This is a genomic window from Saccharopolyspora hirsuta, assembly GCF_008630535.1.
GTDB classification, from domain to species: domain Bacteria; phylum Actinomycetota; class Actinomycetes; order Mycobacteriales; family Pseudonocardiaceae; genus Saccharopolyspora; species Saccharopolyspora hirsuta.
This window is the reverse complement of sequence record NZ_VWPH01000010.1, coordinates 223794-246681: the sequence shown is the minus strand read 5'-3', so window position 1 is coordinate 246681 and position 22888 is coordinate 223794. Positions and strand designations below refer to the sequence as shown.

8 protein-coding genes are annotated in these 22888 nt (G+C 73.2%); 4 read left to right on the top strand and 4 right to left on the bottom strand.

Annotated elements, in window-relative coordinates; all coding sequences use genetic code 11:
* The 4 genes from F1721_RS22610 to F1721_RS22595 form a co-directional block, all read right to left on the bottom strand.
* A complete protein-coding gene (locus F1721_RS22610) occupies positions 1-2742 on the bottom strand; it encodes a ferritin-like domain-containing protein (protein WP_150068748.1) in 2742 nt (913 codons plus the stop codon).
* Entirely contained in the window at positions 2739-3998 is a 1260-nt protein-coding gene (locus F1721_RS22605) for a cytochrome P450 (protein WP_150068747.1), read from the bottom strand. The genes F1721_RS22610 and F1721_RS22605 overlap by 4 nt, the downstream gene beginning before the upstream one ends.
* A gap of 242 nt (positions 3999-4240) precedes the next feature.
* Positions 4241-6736, bottom strand: coding sequence for an ABC transporter permease (locus F1721_RS22600; RefSeq protein ID WP_150068746.1), 2496 nt, complete (start codon positions 6734-6736; stop codon positions 4241-4243).
* Entirely contained in the window at positions 6736-7479 is a 744-nt protein-coding gene (locus tag F1721_RS22595) for an ABC transporter ATP-binding protein (RefSeq protein ID WP_150068745.1), read from the bottom strand. Before F1721_RS22595 ends, F1721_RS22600 begins: the two co-directional genes overlap by 1 nt.
* A 133-nt stretch (positions 7480-7612) precedes the next feature.
* On the opposite strand from F1721_RS22595, the gene F1721_RS22590 reads away from it, so the two are divergent.
* The 4 genes from F1721_RS22590 (at position 7613) to F1721_RS22575 (ending at position 22888) form a co-directional block, all read left to right on the top strand.
* On the top strand, positions 7613-8803 hold the full coding sequence (locus F1721_RS22590; RefSeq protein ID WP_170301573.1) for a sensor histidine kinase: 1191 nt from the start codon (positions 7613-7615) through the stop codon (positions 8801-8803).
* 293 nt (positions 8804-9096) lie between these two features.
* The gene (locus F1721_RS22585) at positions 9097-10848 is read left to right on the top strand and encodes a fatty acyl-AMP ligase (protein WP_150068743.1); all 1752 of its coding nucleotides are present in this window, start codon (positions 9097-9099) and stop codon (positions 10846-10848) included.
* Positions 10845-11123, top strand: coding sequence for an acyl carrier protein (locus F1721_RS22580; protein ID WP_150068742.1), 279 nt, complete (start codon positions 10845-10847; stop codon positions 11121-11123). Before F1721_RS22585 ends, F1721_RS22580 begins: the two co-directional genes overlap by 4 nt.
* A 56-nt stretch (positions 11124-11179) precedes the next feature.
* Positions 11180-22888 (top strand): non-ribosomal peptide synthetase, encoded by an 11709-nt coding sequence (locus tag F1721_RS22575; protein WP_150068741.1) that lies wholly within the window; start codon positions 11180-11182, stop codon positions 22886-22888.

Genomic DNA, 22888 nt, shown 5'->3' with positions numbered 1-22888 from the left:
TCAGAACTCCACGCCGGGGGACTGGAACGCCGGGCCCAGCACGGTCTGCTCCCCGGGGCCCGACGGGGTGGTGAGCAGCTTCCGGGCCTGCACCTGGAGCTGGTACATCAGGCCGACCGCGTCGTCCAGCTCGTCCGGGTGCCCGTTGAACACCCGGCTGAGCCCGGTCATCATGTTCGTGTAGGACTCGTCGCACAGCTGGGAGTCCCGGCGCGCGGCGGAATTGGCCGGCAGCCGGTAGGTGTCCGGGTCGTCCACCATCGGGAACACGCCCTCCGCCTGGAAGCGGATCTCCGGGCCCTCGAAGACCCACTCGCCGCGGTCGTTGCGGATCAGCTGCCGCCCGTTGACGATCTCCTGGAACCGGTAGTAGTGGCCGAGCTCGTCGGGGTCGGCGATCCCGTCGTCGTCCAGGTCGTGCGGGCTGCCCTCGCCCTCCTCGATGATCTGGTGCAGGGCCAGCAGCGCCGAGCGCTTGTCGGTGACCCGGAACAGCGTCCCCGGCGCGTCCGGCCAGCTCACCTGCAGCGCCGGGTCACCGCTGAACAGCCGCCCGCCGTCGTCGAGGCGGCAGATGGCCCGCGCGATCTGGTTGTAGAACCAGCCGATGGTCTGCGGCGTGTACTCGGCCTTGGTGAACCACTCCTCCAGCCGGCGGATCGCGGCGTCGTCGGCGGACAGGACGTTGCCGGCGCGGTCCAGCCGGACGGTGCTGGGATCCAGCACGCGGCCGCGGAACTCGCGACCGTCGACCACCGGGTGCTCGGGTTGCTCGATGGCCATGAACACGTCCCGCACGTGCTCCAGGGACAGCTTGCGCAGCCGCACCACCAGGTCCGGCAGCACCGGGCCGGGCAGCCGACCGGGATAGGTCGGCACCAGCCCCGGGCGCCCGATCTGCGGTTTCCCGCCGATCGCGTTGAGGATGTTGCAGACCTGCGCCATGTGCTGCATCTCCTCCAGCACCACGCCGCGGATCAGCTCGGCGATCCGGACGTTGAAGCCCGGTCTGATGGACAGCAGCGCGGTCAGGTACGGCGGGATGGTCGCCTGCTCCAACCAGACCGCGTGCTGGAGCACGGTGCGGAGCTCCTCGGGCGTGTTGATCTCCAGCACCGGCGGCTGCGGTCCGGACTCCAGCCATTTCACGATCATGTCTCGTTTCCCTGTTGAGAGGTCCCTGGTCACGGGCATGTGGTTGGGCGAGTCCAGCGGGGCCAGCATGGTTCGCCGGATGTAGGTGCGGTGCCGCACCACGTGGTTGTAGTTGCCCAGGTCGAAGACGTCGTGCATGACGGGGAAGAGGTTGGCGTACTGCTGGAAGATCGGCTGCACGTCGCGGAACCAGGTCGGCCGCTCGGGCACCGGGTGGCGGTCGAAGACCCGCACCGACAGGTTCCCGGCCGGGGCGTCCGGCCGCGCGGCGATCCCGAAGGGCACCCGCGCCACCACTCCGTCGATGAACGGGCGGGGGTGCCCGGGGTCGGTGGCGTGCAGCACCACCTCGGCCCGCCCGTCGGCACCGGTGGTGACCTCGCGCGGGAAGCTCAACGCGGGGGTCTGCTCGTCGTTGCCGACGAAGAGCGGGAGCTGCGCGGCGGGCCGCCCGAACCGGGTGGCCACGAGCACCGCGGACGCGGAGTCCTCGGGCGGTTCTGGGTAGAGCCGGAACACGAAGCGCTCGGCGTGCACCGCCAGACCGTCGGGGGCCTCGGCGAGCAGTACCGCGGGCGGGTCGGCCGCGTCGATCACCGCCAGCGGTCGCTGCGCCGCAGCGGCCCGCTGTTGCGGCCCGAGGCGGGCGGTGGCGATCCCGGCGGAGCGCTCGTAGAACTGCGGGTCGATGCCGTCCAGCGGGGCCAGCGGTTCCGGGGTGGCGTCGGTTCGCAGCACCGCCAGGCGCAGCGGACCGACGTCGGCCAGCGGGCCGCCGCGCCGCGTCGCCGGGATGCTGTTGCCCAGGTCGACGAAGACCATCCCGGACTCCTCGACCCGGCAGGGGGCGTGGTTCAGCGGTCCCTCCCCGACGCGCAGCAGGCGGCGCCGACCGCCCGCGGCGTGCTCGGGTTCGCCGGTGAGGTGCGGGCCGATGGAGCCCACGATGCGCCCGAAGGTGATGTTGTCCGGCCACTGCTCCACGCCGTCCTCGACGCCGTCGACGTTGAACTTGATGGACAGCCGCCCGTCCCGGGTGGTCTCCCGCAGGGCCCGCAGCAGCGGTGAGGGCAGCGGGTCGGCCCACTCCAGGTCGGTGAGCACGGACTGGTAGCAGGCGGCCGGGTCCTTGCGCCCGGAGGGCAGGTCGGCGCGCATCCACATGTCGTCCATCGCCGCGGTTCGGAACGTCGCCTTGAGCAGCTGCGCGCCGGTGGCGTCCAGCAGGCGCACCCGCACCCCGCACAGCTCCGAGACGAGCTGGTTCTGCGGGTCCAGGTCGACGAACCGGCCGTGCGCACGCAGGTCGTCGTCGGCGAGGCGGCCCTCCAGCACCGGGTCGACCCCGCGGTAGGTCTCGGTCCGTCCGTCCGGGTAGCAGCCGCTGGTGATGGCCACGTCGGTGAGCCGGAAGGCGTTGGTGCCGACCGGGTTCCACAACCCGTTGATGTCGGGCAGGTTCATCCGCCAGCGGTAGCGGGGCTCGAACGCGTTGTTGTCGAAGTAGGGTGCCGCGTTGTTCACCGTGGCCACATCGGACTGGAAGGTGCCCGCGAAGTTCAGCCTGGGATGCCCGAGGTAGCTCACCGCTGCCCTCCGGTGGCCGACTGCGCCGCCTCGGTGGCCGGGCCGCGGCCCGCCGGGCGGAACCGGACCGGGAGCGCCTTGGCGAAGCGGAAGTTGATGCTGTCCATCCAGGACGGTTCGGGTTCGGCCAGGTGTAGGTCCTCGGTGCGCCGGAGCAGTTCCCGCACGGCGATCTCGATCTCGGCCAGGGCCAGCGATGCCCCCAGGCAGTAGTGGATGCCGTGGCCGAAGGACAGGTGGTCGGTGGCCTTGCGCCGGACGTCGAGCCGGTCGGGATCGGGGTAGCGGCGGGGATCGCGGTTGCCCGCGCCCAGCACCAGGATCACCGTCTGCCCCTGCCGGATGTGCTGACCGGCGATCTCCAGGTCGGCCAGCGCGACCCGGGAGGTGAACTGGACCGAGCTGTCGTAGCGCATCAGCTCGTGAGTGGCGTCGCGGGTCAGCTCCGGGGCCTCGCGCAGCAGGGCCAGCTGGTCCGGGTTGCGCAGCAGCGCCAAGACTGCGTTGCCGATCAGGTGCGTGGTCGTCGCCTGCCCGGCGTCGATGAGCAGCAGGAAGTTCGCGAAGACCTCGTCCTCGGTGAACTCCTCGGCCGCGAGCTGCTCGGCGATGATCCGGCTGAACACGTCCTCGGCCTGGCCGCGCTCGCGCTGTTCTGCGACCTCGTCGAAGGCGGCGCGCAGCGCGTTGACCCGCGGGACCTGCGCGCTGGACTGGGAGAAGAACTCGTGCAGCAGACCTTGCCAGTTCTCCAGCAGCCCGGCGGCGTGGTCGGGCACCCCGGCCAGCCGGGCGATCACGTCGCGGGACAGGGGTTCGGAGAAGTCGCGGATGACGTCCATCTCGCCCCGGTCGGCGACCCCGCTCAGCAGGGAGTCCACTGTGGATTCGATCAGCGGGCGCATCTCGCGGATGAACCGCGGGGTCAGGCCGGGGCGGATCAGCCGCCGCAGCCTGGTGTGCCGGGGTGGTTCGTTGAACAGCATCATGTCCGACAGCGCCCGCGCGAGCGGTTCCAGGTCGCCGCGGGCGGCCGGTGGCAGCTGGGCGTGGAAGTCGCGGATGCGCGCACCGGAGAGCCGTTCGTCCTTGCTGAGCCGGGCGATCTCCTGGTGGCCCAGCACGATCCAGCTGCGCATCAGCTCGTCCCAGAGCACCGGTGCGTGCTGCCGCATCCGGTGGTAGAGCGGGTAGGGGTCGCGGGTCCAATCCGGGTGGTGGAGGTCCAGCAGACTCGGCGTGCTCGCAGCTGGCATGCGGCGCTGTCCTTCCTGCGGCAAGCGGATCGGAAATACCGCGCGGGTCCGGCCGTCGCGATCGGATTCCGCGGACTGGCTGGTTCCGCAGTCTGGATCAGCCCGCGGGCATAATCAAGCGGATCCTCGCGCAGATCAGCGGGTTCCTGCGAGCTTTAGCCATTTGCAAATATGTCTACTGTGGAAGAAACGGGCGGAGCCGCCGCCGGTGGTTCCGGTGCGCGGCTCCGCCCGCGGGTGGTTCACTGCGCGTCGATCGCGTCCAGGATGGGCGTCCCGGCCGCCCGCTTGGCGGGCCAGATGGCCGCGACCACGCCGACCACGACGGTGCCGACGAGCGCCAGCAGCACAGCCGGGATCGGGATGCTGACCCGCCACAGCTCTTGGCCGAGCATGGTGTGCTGCATGACGGTGCCCACGCCGATGCCCACCACCAGGCCGAGAACGCCGCCGTAGAGGGAGATCACGACGCCCTCGGCCCGCAGCATCCGGCGGACCAGCTGGCGGCTGGCGCCGACCGCGCGGAGCATGCCGATCTCCCGGGTCCGCTCGATCACCGACAGCCCCAGCGTGTTGACCACGCCGAACACCGCGATGACGACGGCCACCGCGAACATCGCGTACATGACCAGCAGGGCGTAGCGGAAGGTCTCGACGCGCTGCTCGACGAGCCCGTCCCGGTCCGTGATGGCGATGTCGGGCCGGTTCTCGAACGCGGTGCGCAGAGCGGCCTCGGCGGCGGCCGGGTCCGGGCCGCCCGCGTAGATCGAGTTGATGTGGTCGCGCAGGCGGGGGGAGACCAGCGCCTCGTCCAAGAAGATGCTGGCCTGCGCCTCGGTCGCCTCGTAGACCCCGGCCACCCGGGTGGGCACCGCGGTGCCGTCGTCGAGCACCACCTCGATGTCGTCCCCGGGGCCGATCTTGAGCAGGTTCGCCTCGTTCTGCGCCACGATCGCGCCGCTGGACAGCTCGGCGGTGCCCGCGGTGATCTTCGGCGTCAGCACGGTGCCGACGCCCTCCGGGTCGATCGCCGAGACGATCCGCTTGCTGGCGCCGCCCGCGTGGCGGATCTCGGCGAAGGAGTCCCGGGAGGCCATCACGTCGGTGATCCCGGGCAGCGACCGCACCTCGTCGAGCACCCCTGGCGCCAGTGTGGCCGCGCCGCCCGCGGCGGGCTGCAGGATCGCGGTGGTGGCCGGGATGTTCACCTTGATCGACGAGGTCGCCAGGCTGGTCAGGCTGGCGCTCAGCGTCGCGAACGCGCACACCAGACCCAGGCTGACCATCAGCGTGGTGGCGGTGGCCGAACTGCGCCGCGGGTCGCGCGCCGCGTTGCGCACCCCGAGCCGGACGGGCTGGCTCGCGCGGCGGTCGGTCCAGGCCGCCACCGGGCGCAGCACCAGCAGCGCCAGCTTCGGCGCGAGCAGGATCACCGCCAGGGCGCACAGGACCGCACCGGCCATGCCGATGACCCGCTCGGCCGTGCTCAGCGCGGTGTCCGAGGTGGCGATGATCGCGCCCGCCCCGATGAACAGGCAGCCCAGGCCAGCCGTCGTCCGGCGGCGCAGCGCGGCCGGTGGCAGCACCGCGTCCATGCGCAGCGCGGCCAGCGGGGGAACGGACGCTGCCCGGCGCGCCGCACCGGACGCGGCCAGCACGGTCACCACGATCGCCGCCGCGTAGCCGGCGACGATCCCGATCGGCGGCACGCTGTACTGCACCGCGTCGTCGGGCTGCAACGCGCGGAAGGCGACCAGCCCGAGCCCGACGCCCAGCAGCGCGCCGAGCGTGCCACCGGCCAGTGCCAGCGCGGTGGCCTCCACGACCACGCTGCGGCGGACCTGGCCGCGGTGCGCCCCAACCGCGCGCAGCAGCGCGAACTGGCGGGTCCGCTGGGTGACCAGCAGACCGAAGGTGTTGGCGATGACGAAGCTGGCCACCAGCAGCGCGACCGCGGCGAACGGCAGCAGCTGGGCCAGCGTGTTCTGCGCCGTGGTGTTCGCCGCCCGCTGGGACTCGGCGACCACGTCGGCGCCGGTGAGCACCTCGGCGCGGTCGCCGAGCAGCTGCCCGGCAGCGGTCTTGGCGGCCGCCGGATCGGTGCCGGGGGCGGTGCCGAGCTCGATCCGGGTGAACCGGTCGCCGAACAGCTGGACCGCGGTGGCCTGGTCGTAGGCGACCGCCGGGACGTTCTCCGCAGGGCCCTCCTCGCGCTGCCCGAGCGGGCGGTAGTCGAAGGTGCCGACCACCACCGGGTGATCCTCGCGGCCGTCCGGCAGCAGCACCCGTGCCTGCTGGCCGAGCTGGACCTGCGCGGTGCGCAGCTGATCCCGGCCCACGGCGACCTCCCCGGCGTTCTGCGGCGCGCGGCCTTCGCGCAGCACGAACCGGCCGGTGTCGTCCCAGTTCGTCGCGGCGCGGTCGTGCCCGATCGGGACCAGCTTGCCGTCGGCGGAGACCAGGCCCGCCCGCCCGGAGACGACGGCGGTCGAGGACACCACGCCGGGCAGCTCGCCGAGCCGGTCCCGGTCGGCGGGGGTGAACTCGGGCTCGTCGCCGCTGCCGCGCGCCACCACCCCGACGTCGCCGCGGGCGTCGCCGCTGGACAGCGTCTTGGCCAGCGAGTCCGACACCACCCAGCTGGCGACCACGAAGGCGACACCGGAGGCGATCGCCACCAGCGTCATGGCGACCCGGGCCCGGTGCCCGAACAGGTCGCGCAGCATCGCGCGCAGCATCAGACGGCCCCCTTCTCCAGCGACTTCATCCGGTCCAGAACGCCGTCGGCGGACGGGCCGTAGAGCTCGTCGACGATCTTGCCGTCGGAGAGGAACAGCACGCGGTCGGCGTGGGCGGCGGCGGTCGGCTCGTGGGTCACCATGACCACGGTCTGGCCCAGCTCGTCCACGCAGCGCCTCAGGAACTCCAGAATGTCGGCGGAGGACTTGGAGTCCAGCGCGCCGGTGGGCTCGTCGGCGAAGACCACGTCCGGGCTGGTCACCAGCGCGCGGGCCAGCGCGACCCGCTGCTGCTGGCCGCCGGAGAGCTGGCTGGGGCGGTGCTCGAGGCGGTCGCGCAGCCCGACCGCGTCGACGATGGTGTCCACGTGCTGCTGGTCGGGGCGGCGGCCGGCCAGGTCCAGCGGCAGCAGCACGTTCTCCCGGGCGGTGAGGGTGGGCAGCAGGTTGAAGGCCTGGAAGACGAATCCGACGCGGTCCCGGCGCAGCTCGGTGAGCTGGGCGTCGGTGAGACCGGTGAGCTCGGTGTCGCCGATCCAGACCTGCCCGGAGGTCGGCGCGTCCAGACCCGCCACGCAGTGCATGAGGGTGGACTTGCCCGAGCCGGACGGGCCCATGATGGCGGTGAACTGCTCGCGTCCGAAGCTCACGTCGACGTCGTCGAGCGCGGTGATGCGGGCATCGCCCGAACCGAACACCTTGTTCAGGCCAGCGGCGCTGACCGCAGCGGCGGAGGTTGTCATACCGGAGATCTTCCGGTCGCGCGCGCGGCCGCACGTCGGCCGAAGGAATCGGATCGGTGTCACCAAAGTTGCAGCCGCCCCCGGCCGATCGCGCCGGGTGCCGGATCGCCCCCGATCGGTAGGCTCTTCGCCCGTGGTGAGCAACGGGGAGGACGTGGCCGGCGGTCGGTTGCGGCGGCTGGTGCACGAGGCGCGGCCGGTGGCGCTGCAGCTGGCCGTGTTCGCGGGCAGCTTCCTGCCGCTGGGGCCGTCCATCGCGTTCCCGGGGTGGGAGCCGATGGGCGCGCCGAAGCTCGCAGTGTGCGCGGTGATCGGGGTGGCCTCCGCGCTGGCGGTGCGGATGCGGCCGCGGCGGACCTGGCCGCTGTTCGCGATCGCGCTGGTCAGCTGGTTGGCGGTGTCGGCCTGGCCCGCGCTGTGCGTCGCGTCCTACACCGCGGCTGCGGTCTTCCAGCGCACCAGCCGGTTGCTGGCCTACGTGGTGGTGGCCTCGCTCTCCGCCGCGCTGCCCGGGGTCGTGGCCATCGCCGCCGACCTTCCCCGGGCCAACTGGTCGTTGGAGAGCTCGCTCGGAGCGGCGGCGCTGTTCGTCGGGCTGCCGCTGATGGTCGGCCTCTGGAGCGCCGCCCGACGCCAGGTGGTGCGCGGGCTGCGCGAGCGGGCCGAGCAGCTGGAGCTCTCCCAGGCCGCCAAGCAGGAGCAGGCGCGGTTGCAGGAGCGCTCCCGCATCGCCCGCGAGATGCACGACGTGGTCGCGCACCGGGTGACGCTCATGGTGCTGCACGCCGGAGCCATCGAGGTCAACGCCCAGGACGGCGAAGTCGTCCGGGAAGCGGCGCTGATCCGCAGCACCGGCCGGGAGGCGCTGGCCCAGCTCCGCGAGGTGCTCGGGGTCCTGCGCGCCTCGCAACCGCCCGCCGAACCGGTGGCCCAGCCCAACCTGGAGGCGGTGCAGGCCATGGTGCGGCGGTCGCGCTCGGCCGGGCTCGACATCGGCATCCGGCACGAGGGGGAGCTGTCCGACCTCCCGGTCATGGTCCAGCACACCGCGTACCGGGTCGTGCAGGAGGCGCTGACCAACGCGCACAAGCACGCCGGTTCGGCCCGCACCGAGGTCCTGCTCCGGCGCCGCGACGGGGAGCTGCTGGTCGAGGTGCACAACGCCGCCCCGCGCGAGCGCACCGCGCCCATCCCGGGAAGCGGCCTCGGCCTGGTCGGCTTGCGGGAGCGCGTGGAACTGCTCGGCGGGCGGTTCCACGCAGCGCCCGGTTTCGACGGCGGTTTCACGGTGTCCGCGCGGATACCGCTGGACGCGGCCGACTGATGTCCACAGTGGTCGGACGGCGGTGCTGTCCGAAGAGGCCTTAACCCCACGCTGAAAACGCCCGGAGGTTCGTTCCGGGCGTTTTTTCGCGCTGGCTTACGGAGGTTGACCCCCTTCGCGGCCGCTGGCTAGCTTTCGACCTCACGAGGAGGCCGCGTCACGCGGCCGCACTTCCCCGCGGGTGGGCCGGGCGCTCGACGTCCGCCGGACGCACCCGAGCACCCCCCACCTGCCGCACGCGGTTCGAAGGCGGCTTGCCGAGGAGTTCTTCCGGGAGGGAGTCGAGAGCACCGATGACGGACCTGACGCAGGCCGTGCACGCGGTGGAGCTGATCCGGGCCAGGGCTTCGCAGCGACCGGAGCAGGACGCGATCATCCGGGTCCGCGACGCCAGGGACAGGCAGGACGAGCGGCTTTCCTACGCCGAGCTGGACCGGCGGGCCCGCGCGATCGCCGACCTGCTGAGCGGTCGCTGCCGATCGGGTTCGCGGATCCTGCTGCTGCAGCCGCCGGTGGACTTCACCACGAGCTTCCTGGGCTGCCTGTACGCCGGGATGGTCGCAGTGCCCGCGCCGTTGCCGGGACGTTTCCGGCACGAGCGCAGGCGGGTGCGCGGCATCGCCGAGGACGCCGGGATCTCGGCGGTCCTCACCGATCCGGGCCACGGGGCCGAGGTCGAGGAGCTCGTCGGCGAACTGCGCCTCGACGGGGTCGAGGTGCTGGCCACCGACGGTGCCGACCTGCCCGGCGACGCCTGGTCGGCGCCCGCGATCGGCCGCGACGACCTGGCGATGCTGCAGTACACCTCCGGCTCCACCGGCGACCCCAAGGGCGTCATGGTGACCCACGGCAACCTGCTGGCCAACGCCGCGGCGCTGGCCGGTGGTCTCGGCATCGCGGAGGGCACCCGCTTCGGCGGCTGGGCCCCGCAGTTCCACGACATGGGGCTGTTGGCGCAGACGCTGCCCGCGCTGTTCCTCGGCGGCAGCTGCGCGCTGATGACCCCCACCGAGTTCATCAAGCGCCCGCACCAGTGGCTGTGGATGATCGACCGCTACGACATCGCGTGGTCCCCGGCCCCGAACTTCGGCTACGAGCTGTGCACCCGGCGCGCGGTGGACGAGGAGCTGGCGGGGTTGGACCTGTCGCGCTGGCGCTACGCGGTCAACGGTTCCGAGCCGGTGCAGGTGTCCACGATGGAGGAATTCGCCGAGCGGTTCGCGGCGCACGGCTTCCGGGCCGAAGCGTTCAGCCCGTGCTACGGGCTCGCCGAGGCCACCGTGTACGTCTCGGGGGTGGCCGACCGCGGGCCGGTGGCGGTGCGCGTCGACCCGGACCGATTGGAGCAGCACGAGTTCGTGCCCGTCACCGAGGGCGGTCGGCGGCTCGTCGCGCACGGCCCGGCGGCCGACTACGAGGTGCGGATCGCCGACCCGGTCACGGGTGCGGAGCTGCCCGGAGGGCGCATCGGCGAGATCTGGTTGCGCGGCAACAGCGTCGCGCGCGGGTACTGGCAGCGGCCGGACCAGACGGAGGCCACCTTCCGCGCCGGGCCCGGTGACGGGGAGTTCCTGCGCACCGGCGACCTCGGCACCGTCCACGACGGCGAGCTCTACCTCACCGGCCGCCGGCGCGAGGTGCTGATCATTCGCGGCCGCAACCTCTACCCGCAGGACCTGGAGCAGGAGATGCGGCTGCGGCACCCCGAGCTCGGCAGCGTCGGAGCCGCGTTCGCCGTGCCCCTCACCGGCGGTGGCGGCGAGCACGCCGTGGTGCTGACCCACGAGGTCCGGCCGAACCTGCCCGAGGACGTGCTGCGGGACCTGGCGCGGCGGATGAAGCACGAGGTCGCCGACGAGTTCGGTGTGTCCGTCGGCGGCATCGTGCTGCTGGCGCGCGGCGGGGTGCGGCGCACCACGAGCGGGAAGGTCCAGCGCGCCGAGATGCGGTCGCTGTTCCTCGCCGGGGACCTGGTCGCGCAGTTCGCCGACGTCGACCGGCGGGTGCCGGTGGCGGCCGTCGAGCAGGAGGGGATGTCGCGATGACCGCGAACGACTGTCCGACCGGCGTGCCGGTGGCGGAGTGGCGCACCTGGTTGACCGAACGCCTGGCCCGGCACCTGGAGGTGGACGCCGCCCGCATCGAGCCGGACGTGCTGCTGGCCGACTACGGGCTGGACTCGGTGCGCGCTGTGGCCCTGGTCGCCGACATCGAGCAGCGCAGCCAGCAGGAGTTCGGCGCGGACCTGGTGTGGGAGCACCCCACGGTCGCGGCGCTGGCGGAGTTCCTGGGCCGCGGAGCGAGCACACCGGATCGGTGAACGGGCGCCGGATCGGTCGTCCGAGCGGGAATGGGGCAAGGGAGCGCAGGTTGACGATGTCCGGAGTCGAGTTCGCCCTGTCGGCCGCCCAGCGGGGGGTGTGGGTCGCGCAGGAGCTGCAACCCGGCAGCCCGCTCTACCACTGCGGTGTCTGCTTCGAGATCGACGGCGCGCTGGACGCGGCGCTGCTGGCGCGGGCGGTGCGGCGCGCGGTGGCGGAGACCCAAGCCCTGCGGGTGTCCTTCGTGGACGGACCCGGCGGCCCGCGGCAGCTGCTGCACGACGAGGTGGACGCGCCGCTTCCGCTGGTCGAGCTCGACGCCGAACCCGACCCGGAGGCCGCGGCGCAGCGCTGGATGCGCGCCGACCTGGCCGCCCCGGCGGATCTGCTGGGCGGTCGGCTGTTCGGCCACGCCCTGCTGCGGCTGGCACCGGCGCGGCACCTGTTCTACTTCCGCTACCACCACATCGTCCTGGACGGGTGGGGGCAAGCCCTGCACACCCGCCGCGTCGCGGAGATCTACCGCGCCCTGGTGGCTGGCGGTGATCCCGGCCCGTCGCCGTTCGGCTCGCTGCCCGACCTGCTCGCCGAGGACGCCGCCTACAGCGGTTCGGCGGCGCACGAGCGCGACCGCCGGTACTGGCTCGACCGGTTCGCCGACGCACCGGGCCCGCTGCTGCTGGCCGGAAGCTCCGCGCAGGCGCAGCCCGCCGAGCTGCTCAGCACCGAGTGGCTCCCGGAGCAGCACGTCGACTCGTTGCTGGCGCTGACCCGCTCCGCCCGCACGCGCTGGCCGTCGGTGTTCACCGCGGCGCTGGCCACCTACCTGCACCGGATCGCCTCGGTCGACGACCTGGTGCTCGGCATCCCGATGGCCGGGCGCACCACGGCCACCGCGCTGGCCACCCCGGCCATGATGACCAACGAGCTGCCCCTGCGGATGCCCGTCCGGCCGTGGCGGGGGCTGCCCGACCTGGCCGAGCGGGCCGGGCGGGAACTGATCAGCGCGGTCCGGCACCAGCGCTACCGGGGCGAGGACCTGCACGCCGAGCTCGGCCGTTCCGGCGCCGACCTGCTGGCCGGGCCGGTGCTCAACCTGGTCACCTTCGACCAGGCGGTCCGGTTCGGGGAGCGGCCGTCGGTGGCGCGCCAGCTGTCCACCGGCCGGGTGCGCGACCTCGCGGTGCACGTCTACGGCACCCCGGACGGGGCCAGCGGGATCAGGGTCGACTTCGTCGCCAACCCGGCGCTGTACGACCACGACGAGGTGCTGGCGCACCGCGACCGGTTCCTGGACTTCCTGGGGCGGCTGCTGGACGCGGGGGACGCGCCGGTCGGCCGGTGCGGGCTGCTGGGCCCGGCGCGGCGCCGCGAGATCCTGGAGGACTGCCACGAGACGGGCGCGGCGGCGCAGCCGGTGCTGCCGGTGCGCTTCGAGGAGCAGGCCCACCGCAGCCCGGACCGCACCGCCGTGGAGTCCGAGACCGGAACGCTGTCCTACGCCGAGCTCAACGCGACCGCCAACCGGCTGGCCCGGCACCTGGTCGAGCGCGGTGCCGGTCCCGGGACGCTCGTGGCGGTGGCGCTCCCGCAGTCCACCGACGCCGTGGTCGCCCTGCTCGCGGTGCTGAAGTCGGGCGCCGGGTACGTCCCGGTGGACCCCGAGCACCCCGCCGACCGGATCCGCCACCTGCTCGCCGACAGCAGGCCGCACCTGGTGATCAGCACCGGCGAGCTGCTGGGTGCGCTGCCGCTGGACGGGATCGCGGCGGTGGCCATCGACAACGCACCGCTGGCGCAGCACTCCGCCGCCGACCTGCTCGACGCCGACCGCCTGGCGCCCCTGACCCGGCAGCACCCGGCGTACGTCATCTACACCTCAGGGTCGACCGGGCGGCCGAAGGGCGTGGTCGTCGAGCACCGCAGCCTCGACGACTACCTGGAGCACGCGGCGCGGGCGTACCCGGCGGCCACCGGCTCCGCCCTGGTGCACTCACCGCTGTCGTTCGACCTGACGGTCACCGCGCTGTTCACCCCGCTGGTCAGCGGCGGTCGGGTGCGCATCGGAGGGATGACCGAGGAGGCGGTGCGGCGCTTCGGGCGCTCGACGCTGGTCAAGGCCACGCCCAGCCACCTGGAGATGCTGGAGGCGCTGCCGGATGAGGCGTCCCCCAGCGGGTGCCTGATCCTGGGCGGCGAAGCCCTCTACGGCGGGATGCTCGAGAAGTGGCGGGCCCGGTTCCCCGACGTGCCGGTGCGCAACGCCTACGGGCCGACCGAGGCGACGGTGAACTGCGCGGAGTTCCGCCTCGAGCCCGGCGAGCCGACCCCGTCCGGCCCGGTGCCCATCGGGCGCCCGTTCCGCAACACCCGGATGTACGTGCTGGACGCGGCGCTCCAGCCGCTGCCGCCGGGCGCGGTGGGGGAGCTGCACATCGCCGGGCCCGGACTGGCGCGCGGCTACCTGGGCCGACCCGACCTGACCGCGGAGCGGTTCGTGGCCGACCCGTTCGGCGAACCGGGCTCCCGGATGTACCGCACCGGCGACCTGGCCCGGTGGAACGCCGACGGGCAGCTGGAGTTCGCCGGGCGCACCGACTCGCAGGTGAAGGTGCGCGGCCACCGCATCGAGCTCGGCGAGATCGAGTCGGTGCTGGCCGAGCATCCCGGGGTGGCGCACACCGCGGTGGTGGTGCGGGAGGACCAGCCCGGCGACCGGCGGCTGGTGGCCTACGTCGCCACCGATGACGAGGCGTTCGACGAGGACGCGCTGCGCGAGCACGCGCAGCGCGAGCTCGCCCCCTACATGGTTCCCGCCGCGGTGGTGGTGCTCGACTCGCTGCCGCTGACCCGCAACGGCAAGGTGGACCGCGGGGCGCTCCCGGCACCTGTCTACCGGGTCGGTGGCCGCGCGCCGCGCGATCCGCGGGAAGCGGCGCTGTGCGCGCTGTTCGCCGAGGCGCTCGGCGTGCCGCGGGTCGGCATCGACGACGACTTCTTCGCGCTGGGCGGGCATTCGCTGCTGGCCACCCGGGTGGCCGCCGAGATCCGGTCCCGGACCGGGGTCGAGATGTCCGTCCGGCAGGTGTTCGACACCCCCACGGTGGCCGGGATCTCGGAGTTCCTCGCCGGTGCGGCCGACACCGCTGCGGCGCCGCCCGCACTGGTCCCGCAGGACCGGCCTGCGCGGATTCCCGCTTCGCACGCCCAGCACCGCTGGTGGTTCCTCAACCGGCTCGACAGCGCGAGCTCCACCTACAACATCGCCGTTCCGCTGCGCCTGCGCGGCCAGCTCGACCGCGACGCGCTGCGCGGGGCGCTGTGCGACGTGGTGCGCCGGCACGAGACGCTGCGCACGGTGTTCGCCGAGGACGAGATCGGCCTGCACCAGGTCGTGCTCTCCCCGGAGCAGGCCCGCCCCGACCTCGACCAGGTGCGGACCGTGCGCGCGGAGCTGGACTCCGCGCTGGTCGCGGCATCGCGGTGCGAGTTCGACCTGGCCACCGACCCGCCGTTGCGGACCTGGTTGTTCACCGTCGACGACGCCCCGGACGAAGCTGTCCTGCTGCTGTTGGTGCACCACGTGGCCGGGGACGGCTGGTCGATGCAGCAGCTGGCCGCCGACGTGGCCGCCGCGTACCGCGCCCGGTGCTTCGGCCGGGCCCCGGACTGGCCGGAACTGCCGCTGCAGTACGCCGACTACGCGTTGTGGCAGCGCAGCGCACTCGGTTCGGAGACCGATCCGGCCAGCCCGCTGGGCCGCGGCCTGGCGTACTGGCGCAGCGCGCTGGAGGGCATCCCCGACGAGCTCGCGCTGCCGACGGACCGGCCGCGCCCGGCCGTCGCCTCGCACCGCGGCCAGCGCCTGGAGTTCGAGGTGCCGGCCGCCCTGCACGAGCAGCTGCGCGAGCTGGCCCGATCCACCCGGACCAGCGTGTTCATGGTGGTGCAGGCGGCGATGGCGGTCCTGCTCACGCGGATGGGTGCCGGAACGGACGTGCCGATCGGGATCCCGGTGGCGGGCCGCCAGGAGGCCGAGGTCGCCGATCTGGTCGGGGTGTTCGTCAACACGCTCGTGCTGCGCACCGACACCGCGGGAGACCCGACCTTCGTCGAACTGCTCGCCCGCGTGCGGGACACCAACGTGGCGGCCTACGCGCACCAGGACGTGCCGTTCGAGCGGTTGGTCGAGGAGCTCCAACCCGACCGCTCGCTGTCCCGGCACCCGCTGTTCCAGGTCATGCTGAGCTGGCAGAACACCTTCCGGCAGGACGGCATCGAGGCGATCAACGAGATGCCGGGCCTGCAGGTGGAGCTGCTCGAAGCGGACGCGGGCGGCGCGGAGTTCGACCTGTCCGTGGACCTCGGCGAGAACCTCACCGCGAGTGGCGACGCCGCCGGGCTCACCGGCGGAATCCGCTACAGCGCCGACCTGTTCGACCCGGACACCGCACTGCGGATCGCCGCCCGCCTGGTGCGGACGCTGGAGTCGGCGGTCGCCGACCCGGGGCGGCCGGTCAGCACCGTCGACGTCCTGGAACCCGCCGAGCGGCAGCGGATGCTGGTGGACTGGAACGACACCTCCCGCGACGCGGCGGAACTCCTCCCGGCGCTGTTCGCGCGGCAGGTGCGCAGCACTCCCGCAGCAGCAGCCGTCGAGCAGGGCGGGCGCGTGCTCAGCTACGCCGAGCTGGACGCGCGGGCGAACCGGCTGGCGCGCTACCTGATCGGCCGAGGCGCAGGGCCGGAGTCGATCGTCGCGGTGGCGCTGCCCCGCTCGCCCGAGCTGATCGTGTCGCTGCTGGCGGTGCTCAAGTCCGGAGCCGCCTACCTCCCGGTGGACCCGGACTACCCGGCGGAGCGGGTCGAGCACCTGCTGACCGACGCCCGGCCTGCGGTGGTGCTAGCCAGCTCGGGCACCGCCCTGCCCACCGGCGTGCCGGTGGAACTGGACCGGCTCGACCTGGACGGGTTCCCGGACAGCGAGATCACCGATGCCGAGCGCACTGCGGCGCTGCGGGCCCAGCACCCGGCGTACGTGATCTACACCTCGGGTTCCACCGGCCGCCCGAAGGGCGTGGTCGTGCCGCACGCGGGCATCGGCGACCTGGCGGCGACGCAGATCCCGCGGTTCGGGGTCGGCCCGGACAGCCGGGTGCTGCAGTTCGCCTCGCCCAGCTTCGACGCCTCCATCTCGGAGATCTGCATGGCGCTGCTCGCGGGCGGCTGCCTGGTGCTGCCCGACGCCGACGAGCGCGAGCCCGGTGAACCGCTGGCGCGGACGTTGCTGAACCGCCGCATCACCCACATCACGCTGCCACCGGCCGCGCTCGCGGTGCTCCCGCCCACCCGGTCGCCCGAGGGGCTGACCGTGGTGGTGGCCGGTGACGCGGCGCCCGCGGACCTGGTCGAGCAGTGGGGCGAGCGGTGCACCCTGTTCAACGCCTACGGCCCCACCGAGACCACTGTGGACGCGACCAGCTGGGCGCACCGCAGCGGGATCGGTGCCGCGGTGCCGATCGGCACGCCATCGGTGAACACGCGGGTCTACGTGCTGGACGAGCTGCTGCGCCCGGTCCCGGCCGGGGTGCTCGGCGAGCTGCACGTGGCCGGGAGCGGAGTGGCCCGCGGCTACCTCGGGCGCCCGGACCTCACCGCGCAGCGGTTCGTCGCGAACCCGTTCAGCGGTGACGGCGAGCGCATGTACCGGACCGGCGACCTGGTGCGCTGGAACCGGCGCGGCGAGCTGGAGTTCGCCGGTCGCGCGGACGACCAGGTCAAGATCCGCGGCTTCCGGGTGGAGCCGGGGGAGATCGAGTTCGCGCTGTCCGAGCACCCGGAGGTCCAGCAGTGCGCGGTCGTGGTCCGCGAGGACCGGCCCGGCGACCGGCGGTTGGTCGCCTACGTGGTCACCACCGGCGCGATCTCGGCGGAGACGATGCGCGCGCACCTCGCGGCGCGGCTGCCGGAGCACCTGGTGCCGACGGCGTTCGTGCAGCTGGACGAACTGCCGGTGAACTTCAACGGCAAGGTGGACCGGCAGGCGCTGCCCGAGCCCGACGGGGCGCGGGCCGGGACCGGGCGGGCACCGCGCGGTCCCCAGGAGGAGATCCTGTGCGAGCTGTTCGCCGACGTGCTGGGCACGACGGTGGTCAGCATCGACGACAACTTCTTCCACCTGGGCGGGCACTCGCTGCTCGGCACGCTGCTGGCCTCCCGGATCCGCTCGGTGTTCGGCGCCGAGATCACCATCCGGCAGCTGTTCACCACGCCGACCGTGGCCGGGTTGTCGGCGGTCCTGGACGAGTTCAGCGGCCGGGACCGCACCCCCGTCCGGGCGGCGGAGCGCCCCGAGCGGCTGCCGCTGTCGTTCGCCCAGCAGCGGATGTGGTTCCTGAACAAGCTGGAGGGCCCGAGCGCCAGCTACAACGTGCCGCTGGCGCTGCGGTTGCGGGGCGGGCTGGACATCGCGGCGCTGCGGGCGGCGCTGTCCGATGTGGTCGGCAGGCACGAAACGCTGCGCACCGCGTACTTGGAGGACGAAGCAGGGCCGTACCAGGTCGTGCGCCCGCCCGCCGAGGTGGACCTGGAGGTCGTGGCGGTGTCGGCGGACCGGGTGCGGGCCAGCGTCGTCGAGGCCGCGCGGCGCGGGTTCGACCTGGCCACCGATCCGCCGTTGCGCGCCGCGCTCTTCGCCGTCGGTGGTGCTGCCGGGGAGTCGGACGAGCACGTGCTGCTGATCGTGCTGCACCACATCGCTGCCGACGGCTGGTCGCTGCCCGTGCTCACCCGCGATCTGGCCGTGGCCTACGAGGCGCGGCTGTCGGGCGGTGCCCCGGGGTGGTCGGAGATCGCCGTGCAGTACGCGGATTTCGCGTTGTGGCAGCGGGATTTCCTGGGTTCGGAGGAGGATCCGGGGAGTGTGGTGGCGGGTCAGCTGGAGTACTGGCGCACCGCGTTGGCCGGGTTGCCCGAGGAGCTGCCGCTGCCGGTCGACCGGCAGCGGCCCGCTGAGGCCTCCTACACCGGGCGGCGCCTGGACTTCGAGGTGCCCGCCGACGTGCACGCCCGCCTGGTGGAGCTCGCCCGCGCCAACGACGCGAGCTTGTTCATGGTGGTGCAGGCGGCGTTGGTGGTGTTGTTGTCGCGGTTGGGTGGGGGTGTGGATGTTCCGGTCGGGTCGCCGGTGGCGGGTCGGTCGGATGAGGTGTTGGAGGGTTTGGTCGGGTTCTTCGTGAATACGGTGGTGTTGCGGGGGGATGTGTCGGGTGATCCGTCCTTCGTGGAGTTGGTGGGGCGGGTTCGTGAGGTGGATCTGGGTGCTTTTGGGCATCAGGATGTGCCGTTCGAGCGGTTGGTGGAGGTGTTGAACCCGCAGCGGTCGTTGTCCCGGCATCCGTTGTTCCAGGTGATGCTCACCTTCGACAACACCGCCCGGGAAGGCGCCCTGGGGGCCGTCGAGCAGCTGCGGGGCCTGACCGTGGACCCGGTGGTGGTCGACACCGGCGTGGCCAAGTTCGACTTGATGTTCGGGTTCGGCGAGCAGCGGGCCCCCGACGGCGCACCGGCCGGGTTGCGGGGCATGCTCCAGTTCAGCGCCGACCTGTTCGACGACGAGACCGCCGACGGGCTGGTCGCGCGGATGCTGGCGGTGCTGGCCGCGGTGACCGCCGAACCCGAGCGCGCGGTCTCCGAGGTCGACGTCCTCCTGCCCGGCGAGCGTCGGCGGGTGCTGGAGGAGTTCAACGACACCACCGGTGAGCAGCCCCCCGCCGAGTCGCTCGACGGGCCCGAAGCGGCGCCGCGGGCCTACTTCCGCACCCGGTCCGGCGCGATCCGGCCCGCGCGCGGCACGCGCCTGCTGGTGCTCGACGACCAGCTGCGACCGCAACCGGTCGGGGTTGCCGGCACGCTGCACATCGGTGTCGAGCCGGACCAGGTGAGGTCGGGCGCCGCCGAGTTCGTCCCCGACCCGCACGGGACTCCCGGCAGCGTGCTGCTGCGCACCGGCCGCCCGGCGCGCTGGACCCGGCGCGGCGAGGTGGAGCTGCTCGACGAGGACACCGCCGAGCCCGCCGCGGCGCAGCTCGCCCCCGCCGACCAGCTGCCGCGGACCCCGCAGGAGGAGATCCTGTGCGGTCTGATCGCCGACGTCCTCGGCGCCGACCGGGTCGGCATCCACGACGACTTCTTCGCCCTCGGCGGGCACTCGTTGTCCGCGACGATCCTGGCCGGTCGGATCAGGTCGGTGCTCGGCGTGCACCCGCCGATCAAGCAGATCTTCGAGACCCCGACCGCGGCGGGGCTGGCCGCAGCGCTCGCCGCCCTCGGGGACACCGGCGCGCCCGCCGCCCCGGTGACCGCGGTGCGGCCGCGACCGGCGCGGGTTCCGCTGTCGTTCGGCCAGCGGCGGTTGTGGCTGCTGCACCAGGTCCAGCCGGGCGCGGCCTACAACGTGCCCGCCGCGCTGCGGTTGCGGGGCGGGCTGGACATCGCGGCGCTGCGGGCGGCGCTGTCCGATGTGGTCGGCAGGCACGAGTCGCTGCGGACGGTGTTCACCGAGGACGCCCGCGGCCCGTACCAGGTCGTGCTGGCACCCGGCGCGCTGGAGCTGGACCTGCCGGTGGTGCAGCTGCGGCGCGAGGAGCTGGACGCCGTGCTGCAGCAGGAGGTCCGGCACCAGTTCGACCTGGCCGCCGAGCCACCGCTGCGGGTCCGGCTGTACGAGCTGGCACCGGACGAGCACGTGCTGTTGCTGCTGATGCACCACATCGCGGTGGACGGCTGGTCGCTGCCGATCATCGCACGCGACCTGGCCGCGGCGTACGAGGCGCGGCTGTCGGGACGTTCGCCCGCCTGGCCGGAACTCGCTGTCCAGTACTCCGACTACGCGTTGTGGCAGCGGGACTTCCTGGGTTCGGAGGAGGATCCGGGGAGTGTGGTGGCGGGTCAGCTGGAGTACTGGCGCACCGCGTTGGCCGGGTTGCCCGAGGAGCTGCCGCTGCCGGTCGACCGGCAGCGGCCGGAAGTGGCCACCCAGCGCGGCGGCACCGTGGAGCTGGAGCTGCCCCCGGAGCTGCACCGCACTCTGGAAGACGTGGCGCGCACGTCGCGGGCGAGCTTGTTCATGGTGGTGCAGGCGGCGTTGGTGGTGTTGTTGTCGCGGTTGGGTGGGGGTGTGGATGTTCCGGTCGGGTCGCCGGTGGCGGGTCGGTCGGATGAGGTGTTGGAGGGTTTGGTCGGGTTCTTCGTGAATACGGTGGTGTTGCGGGGGGATGTGTCGGGTGATCCGTCCTTCGTGGAGTTGGTGGGGCGGGTTCGTGAGGTGGATCTGGGTGCTTTTGGGCATCAGGATGTGCCGTTCGAGCGGTTGGTGGAGGTGTTGAACCCGCAGCGGTCGTTGTCCCGGCATCCGTTGTTCCAGGTGATGCTCACCTTCGACAGCAGCGGTCGGCATTCGGCGCTGCGGGCGGTGGACGGCATGCCCGGGCTCTCGGTCACCGGTCTGCCCACCGACACCGGGTCGGCGAAGTTCGACCTGGCCGTGGAACTGCGCGAGCAGCGGAACCCGGATGGCACCCCGGCGGGCGTGGAAGGCGTTCTGCAGTACAGCGCGGACCTGTTCGACCACGACACCGCAGTGGCCCTGGCCCGCCGCTTCCGCCGCGTCCTGGAGCAGGTCTGCGCGGATCCGCACCAGCCGGTCGGCTCCGTCCAGCTGCTCTCCCCGGAGGAGACGACCGAGATCCTGGACTGGGGCAGGGCCCCTGCCGTGGTCGCCGAGCTGTCCGAGGAGGGCACCGAGGTGCGCGGCTGCTACGTCCTGGACAGCGCCCGGAACCTCGTGCCCCGAGGTGTGGTGGGCGAGCTGTGGGTGACCGGCGGCGCGGACGGCGAACCCGATCCGTTCGGCGGACCGGACGCCCGCATGCACCGCACCGGTCGCCGTGCGCGCTGGACCCGGGGCGGCGTGCTCGACCTCGTCGCGGATCCCGTCGCGCCGACCGCACCGGAGGGCGGCACCGGCCGCGCGCCGAGCGGACCGGTAGAGGAGCAGCTGTGCCGGTTGTTCGCCGAAGTGCTCGGGCTGCCGGAAGTGGCTGCCGACGCCGAGTTCTTCGCCCTGGGCGGGGACAGCATCCTGTCCATCGAGCTGGTCGGCCGCGCCCGCCAGATCGGCCTGGTGCTGCCGTTGCGCGAGGTCTTCGAGAAGCAGACCGCCGAAGCCCTCGCCCGGGTCGTCTCCGAATCCCGGGCCGCGGCCCCGGCCGACGTCGGGACCGGTCCGGTGCCGCTGACCCCGATCGGGCACTGGCTCGCCGAGCAGCGCGGACCGGCGGAGCACTTCACCCAGTCCCAGGTGTTGCGGATGCCCGCCGGTCTCGACCTGGACGCGCTCGTCGCGGCGTGGCAGGCGGTCCTGGACCGGCACGATGCGCTGCGGATGGTGGTGGACCTGCGGGCCGAGCGGTGGGAGCCGCAGATCCCGGAACCGGGCTCGGTCCCGGCCGCGAGCTGCGTGCGGCGGATCGAGCTGGCCGAGGCCGACGAGACCGCTCGCCGCGAGGCGCTGCTGGCGGAGGGCACCGCCGCTCGGGAGCGGATCGACCCGGCCCGCGGGGCGATGCTCCAGGCGGTCCTGTTCGACCGCGGCCCCGACGAACCGGGCCTGCTGCTGGTGGTGGCGCACCACCTGGTGATCGACGCCGTGTCGTGGCGCATCCTGCGCTCCGACCTGCAGGACGCCTACCGGCGGGCTGCGGCCGGTGAGCAGCCGGAACTGCCCGCGGTGGGCACCTCGCTGCGGACCTGGGCGCAGGGGTTGGTCGAGCAGGCCAGCACCCCGGCGCGCGCGGCCGAGTCCGAGTTCTGGTCTCGCACCCTGGACACCCCGGACCCGCTGCTCGGCGCCCGCGCGCTGGATCCGGCGCAGGACACCAGCGGCAGCGCGGAGCGGCTGACCCTGGACCTCGGGCCGGAGGTGACCGAGGCCGTGCTGACCGCGGTCCCGGCGACACTGCGAGCCGGGGTGGACGAGGTGCTGCTGGCCGGGTTCTCCCTCGCGGTCGCGCGGTGGCGCCGACGGCGCACCGCCACCGAGCACACCGAGCTGCTGCTGGACCTGGAGGGCCACGGCCGGGAGGAGGACCTGCTCGGCGCGGACCTGTCCCGGACCGTCGGGTGGTTCACCAGCCTGCACCCGGTGCGCCTGGACCCCGGCCGGTTCGACGCCGACGAGGTGCTCGCCGGTGGTCCCGCGGCCGGTGACCTCGTGCGGCACACCAAGGAGCAGCTGCGCGCCTTCCCGGACCACGGCGTGGGGTTCGGGATGCTGCGCTACCTCAACCCGGACACCTGCGAAGCCCTCCGCCGTCCGGCGTCACCGCAGATCGCGTTCAACTACCTGGGCCGGTTCCCGGTCGGGGCGACCGCGGACTGGGACCTGGAGATCGGCCTCGACACCGGCCCGGACCAGCACCCGGACCGGGCGCTGGCGCACCTGCTGGAGATCAACGCCGCCACCGCGGACGGCGACGGCGGGCCGCGGCTGGTGACCGGCTGGACCTGGCCGACCGGGGTGCTGACCGGGGCCGAGGTGACCGAGCTGGCCGAGCTGTGGTTCGCCGCCCTGGAAGCGCTCGCGGCGCACGCCGCGCGGCCGGACGCCGGCGGGCTGACCCCGTCGGACGTGGCGCTGGCCGACATCGGGCAAGCCGACATCGAAGACCTCGAAGACGAACTGCGTGCCGAGTGGGGGAGCTGA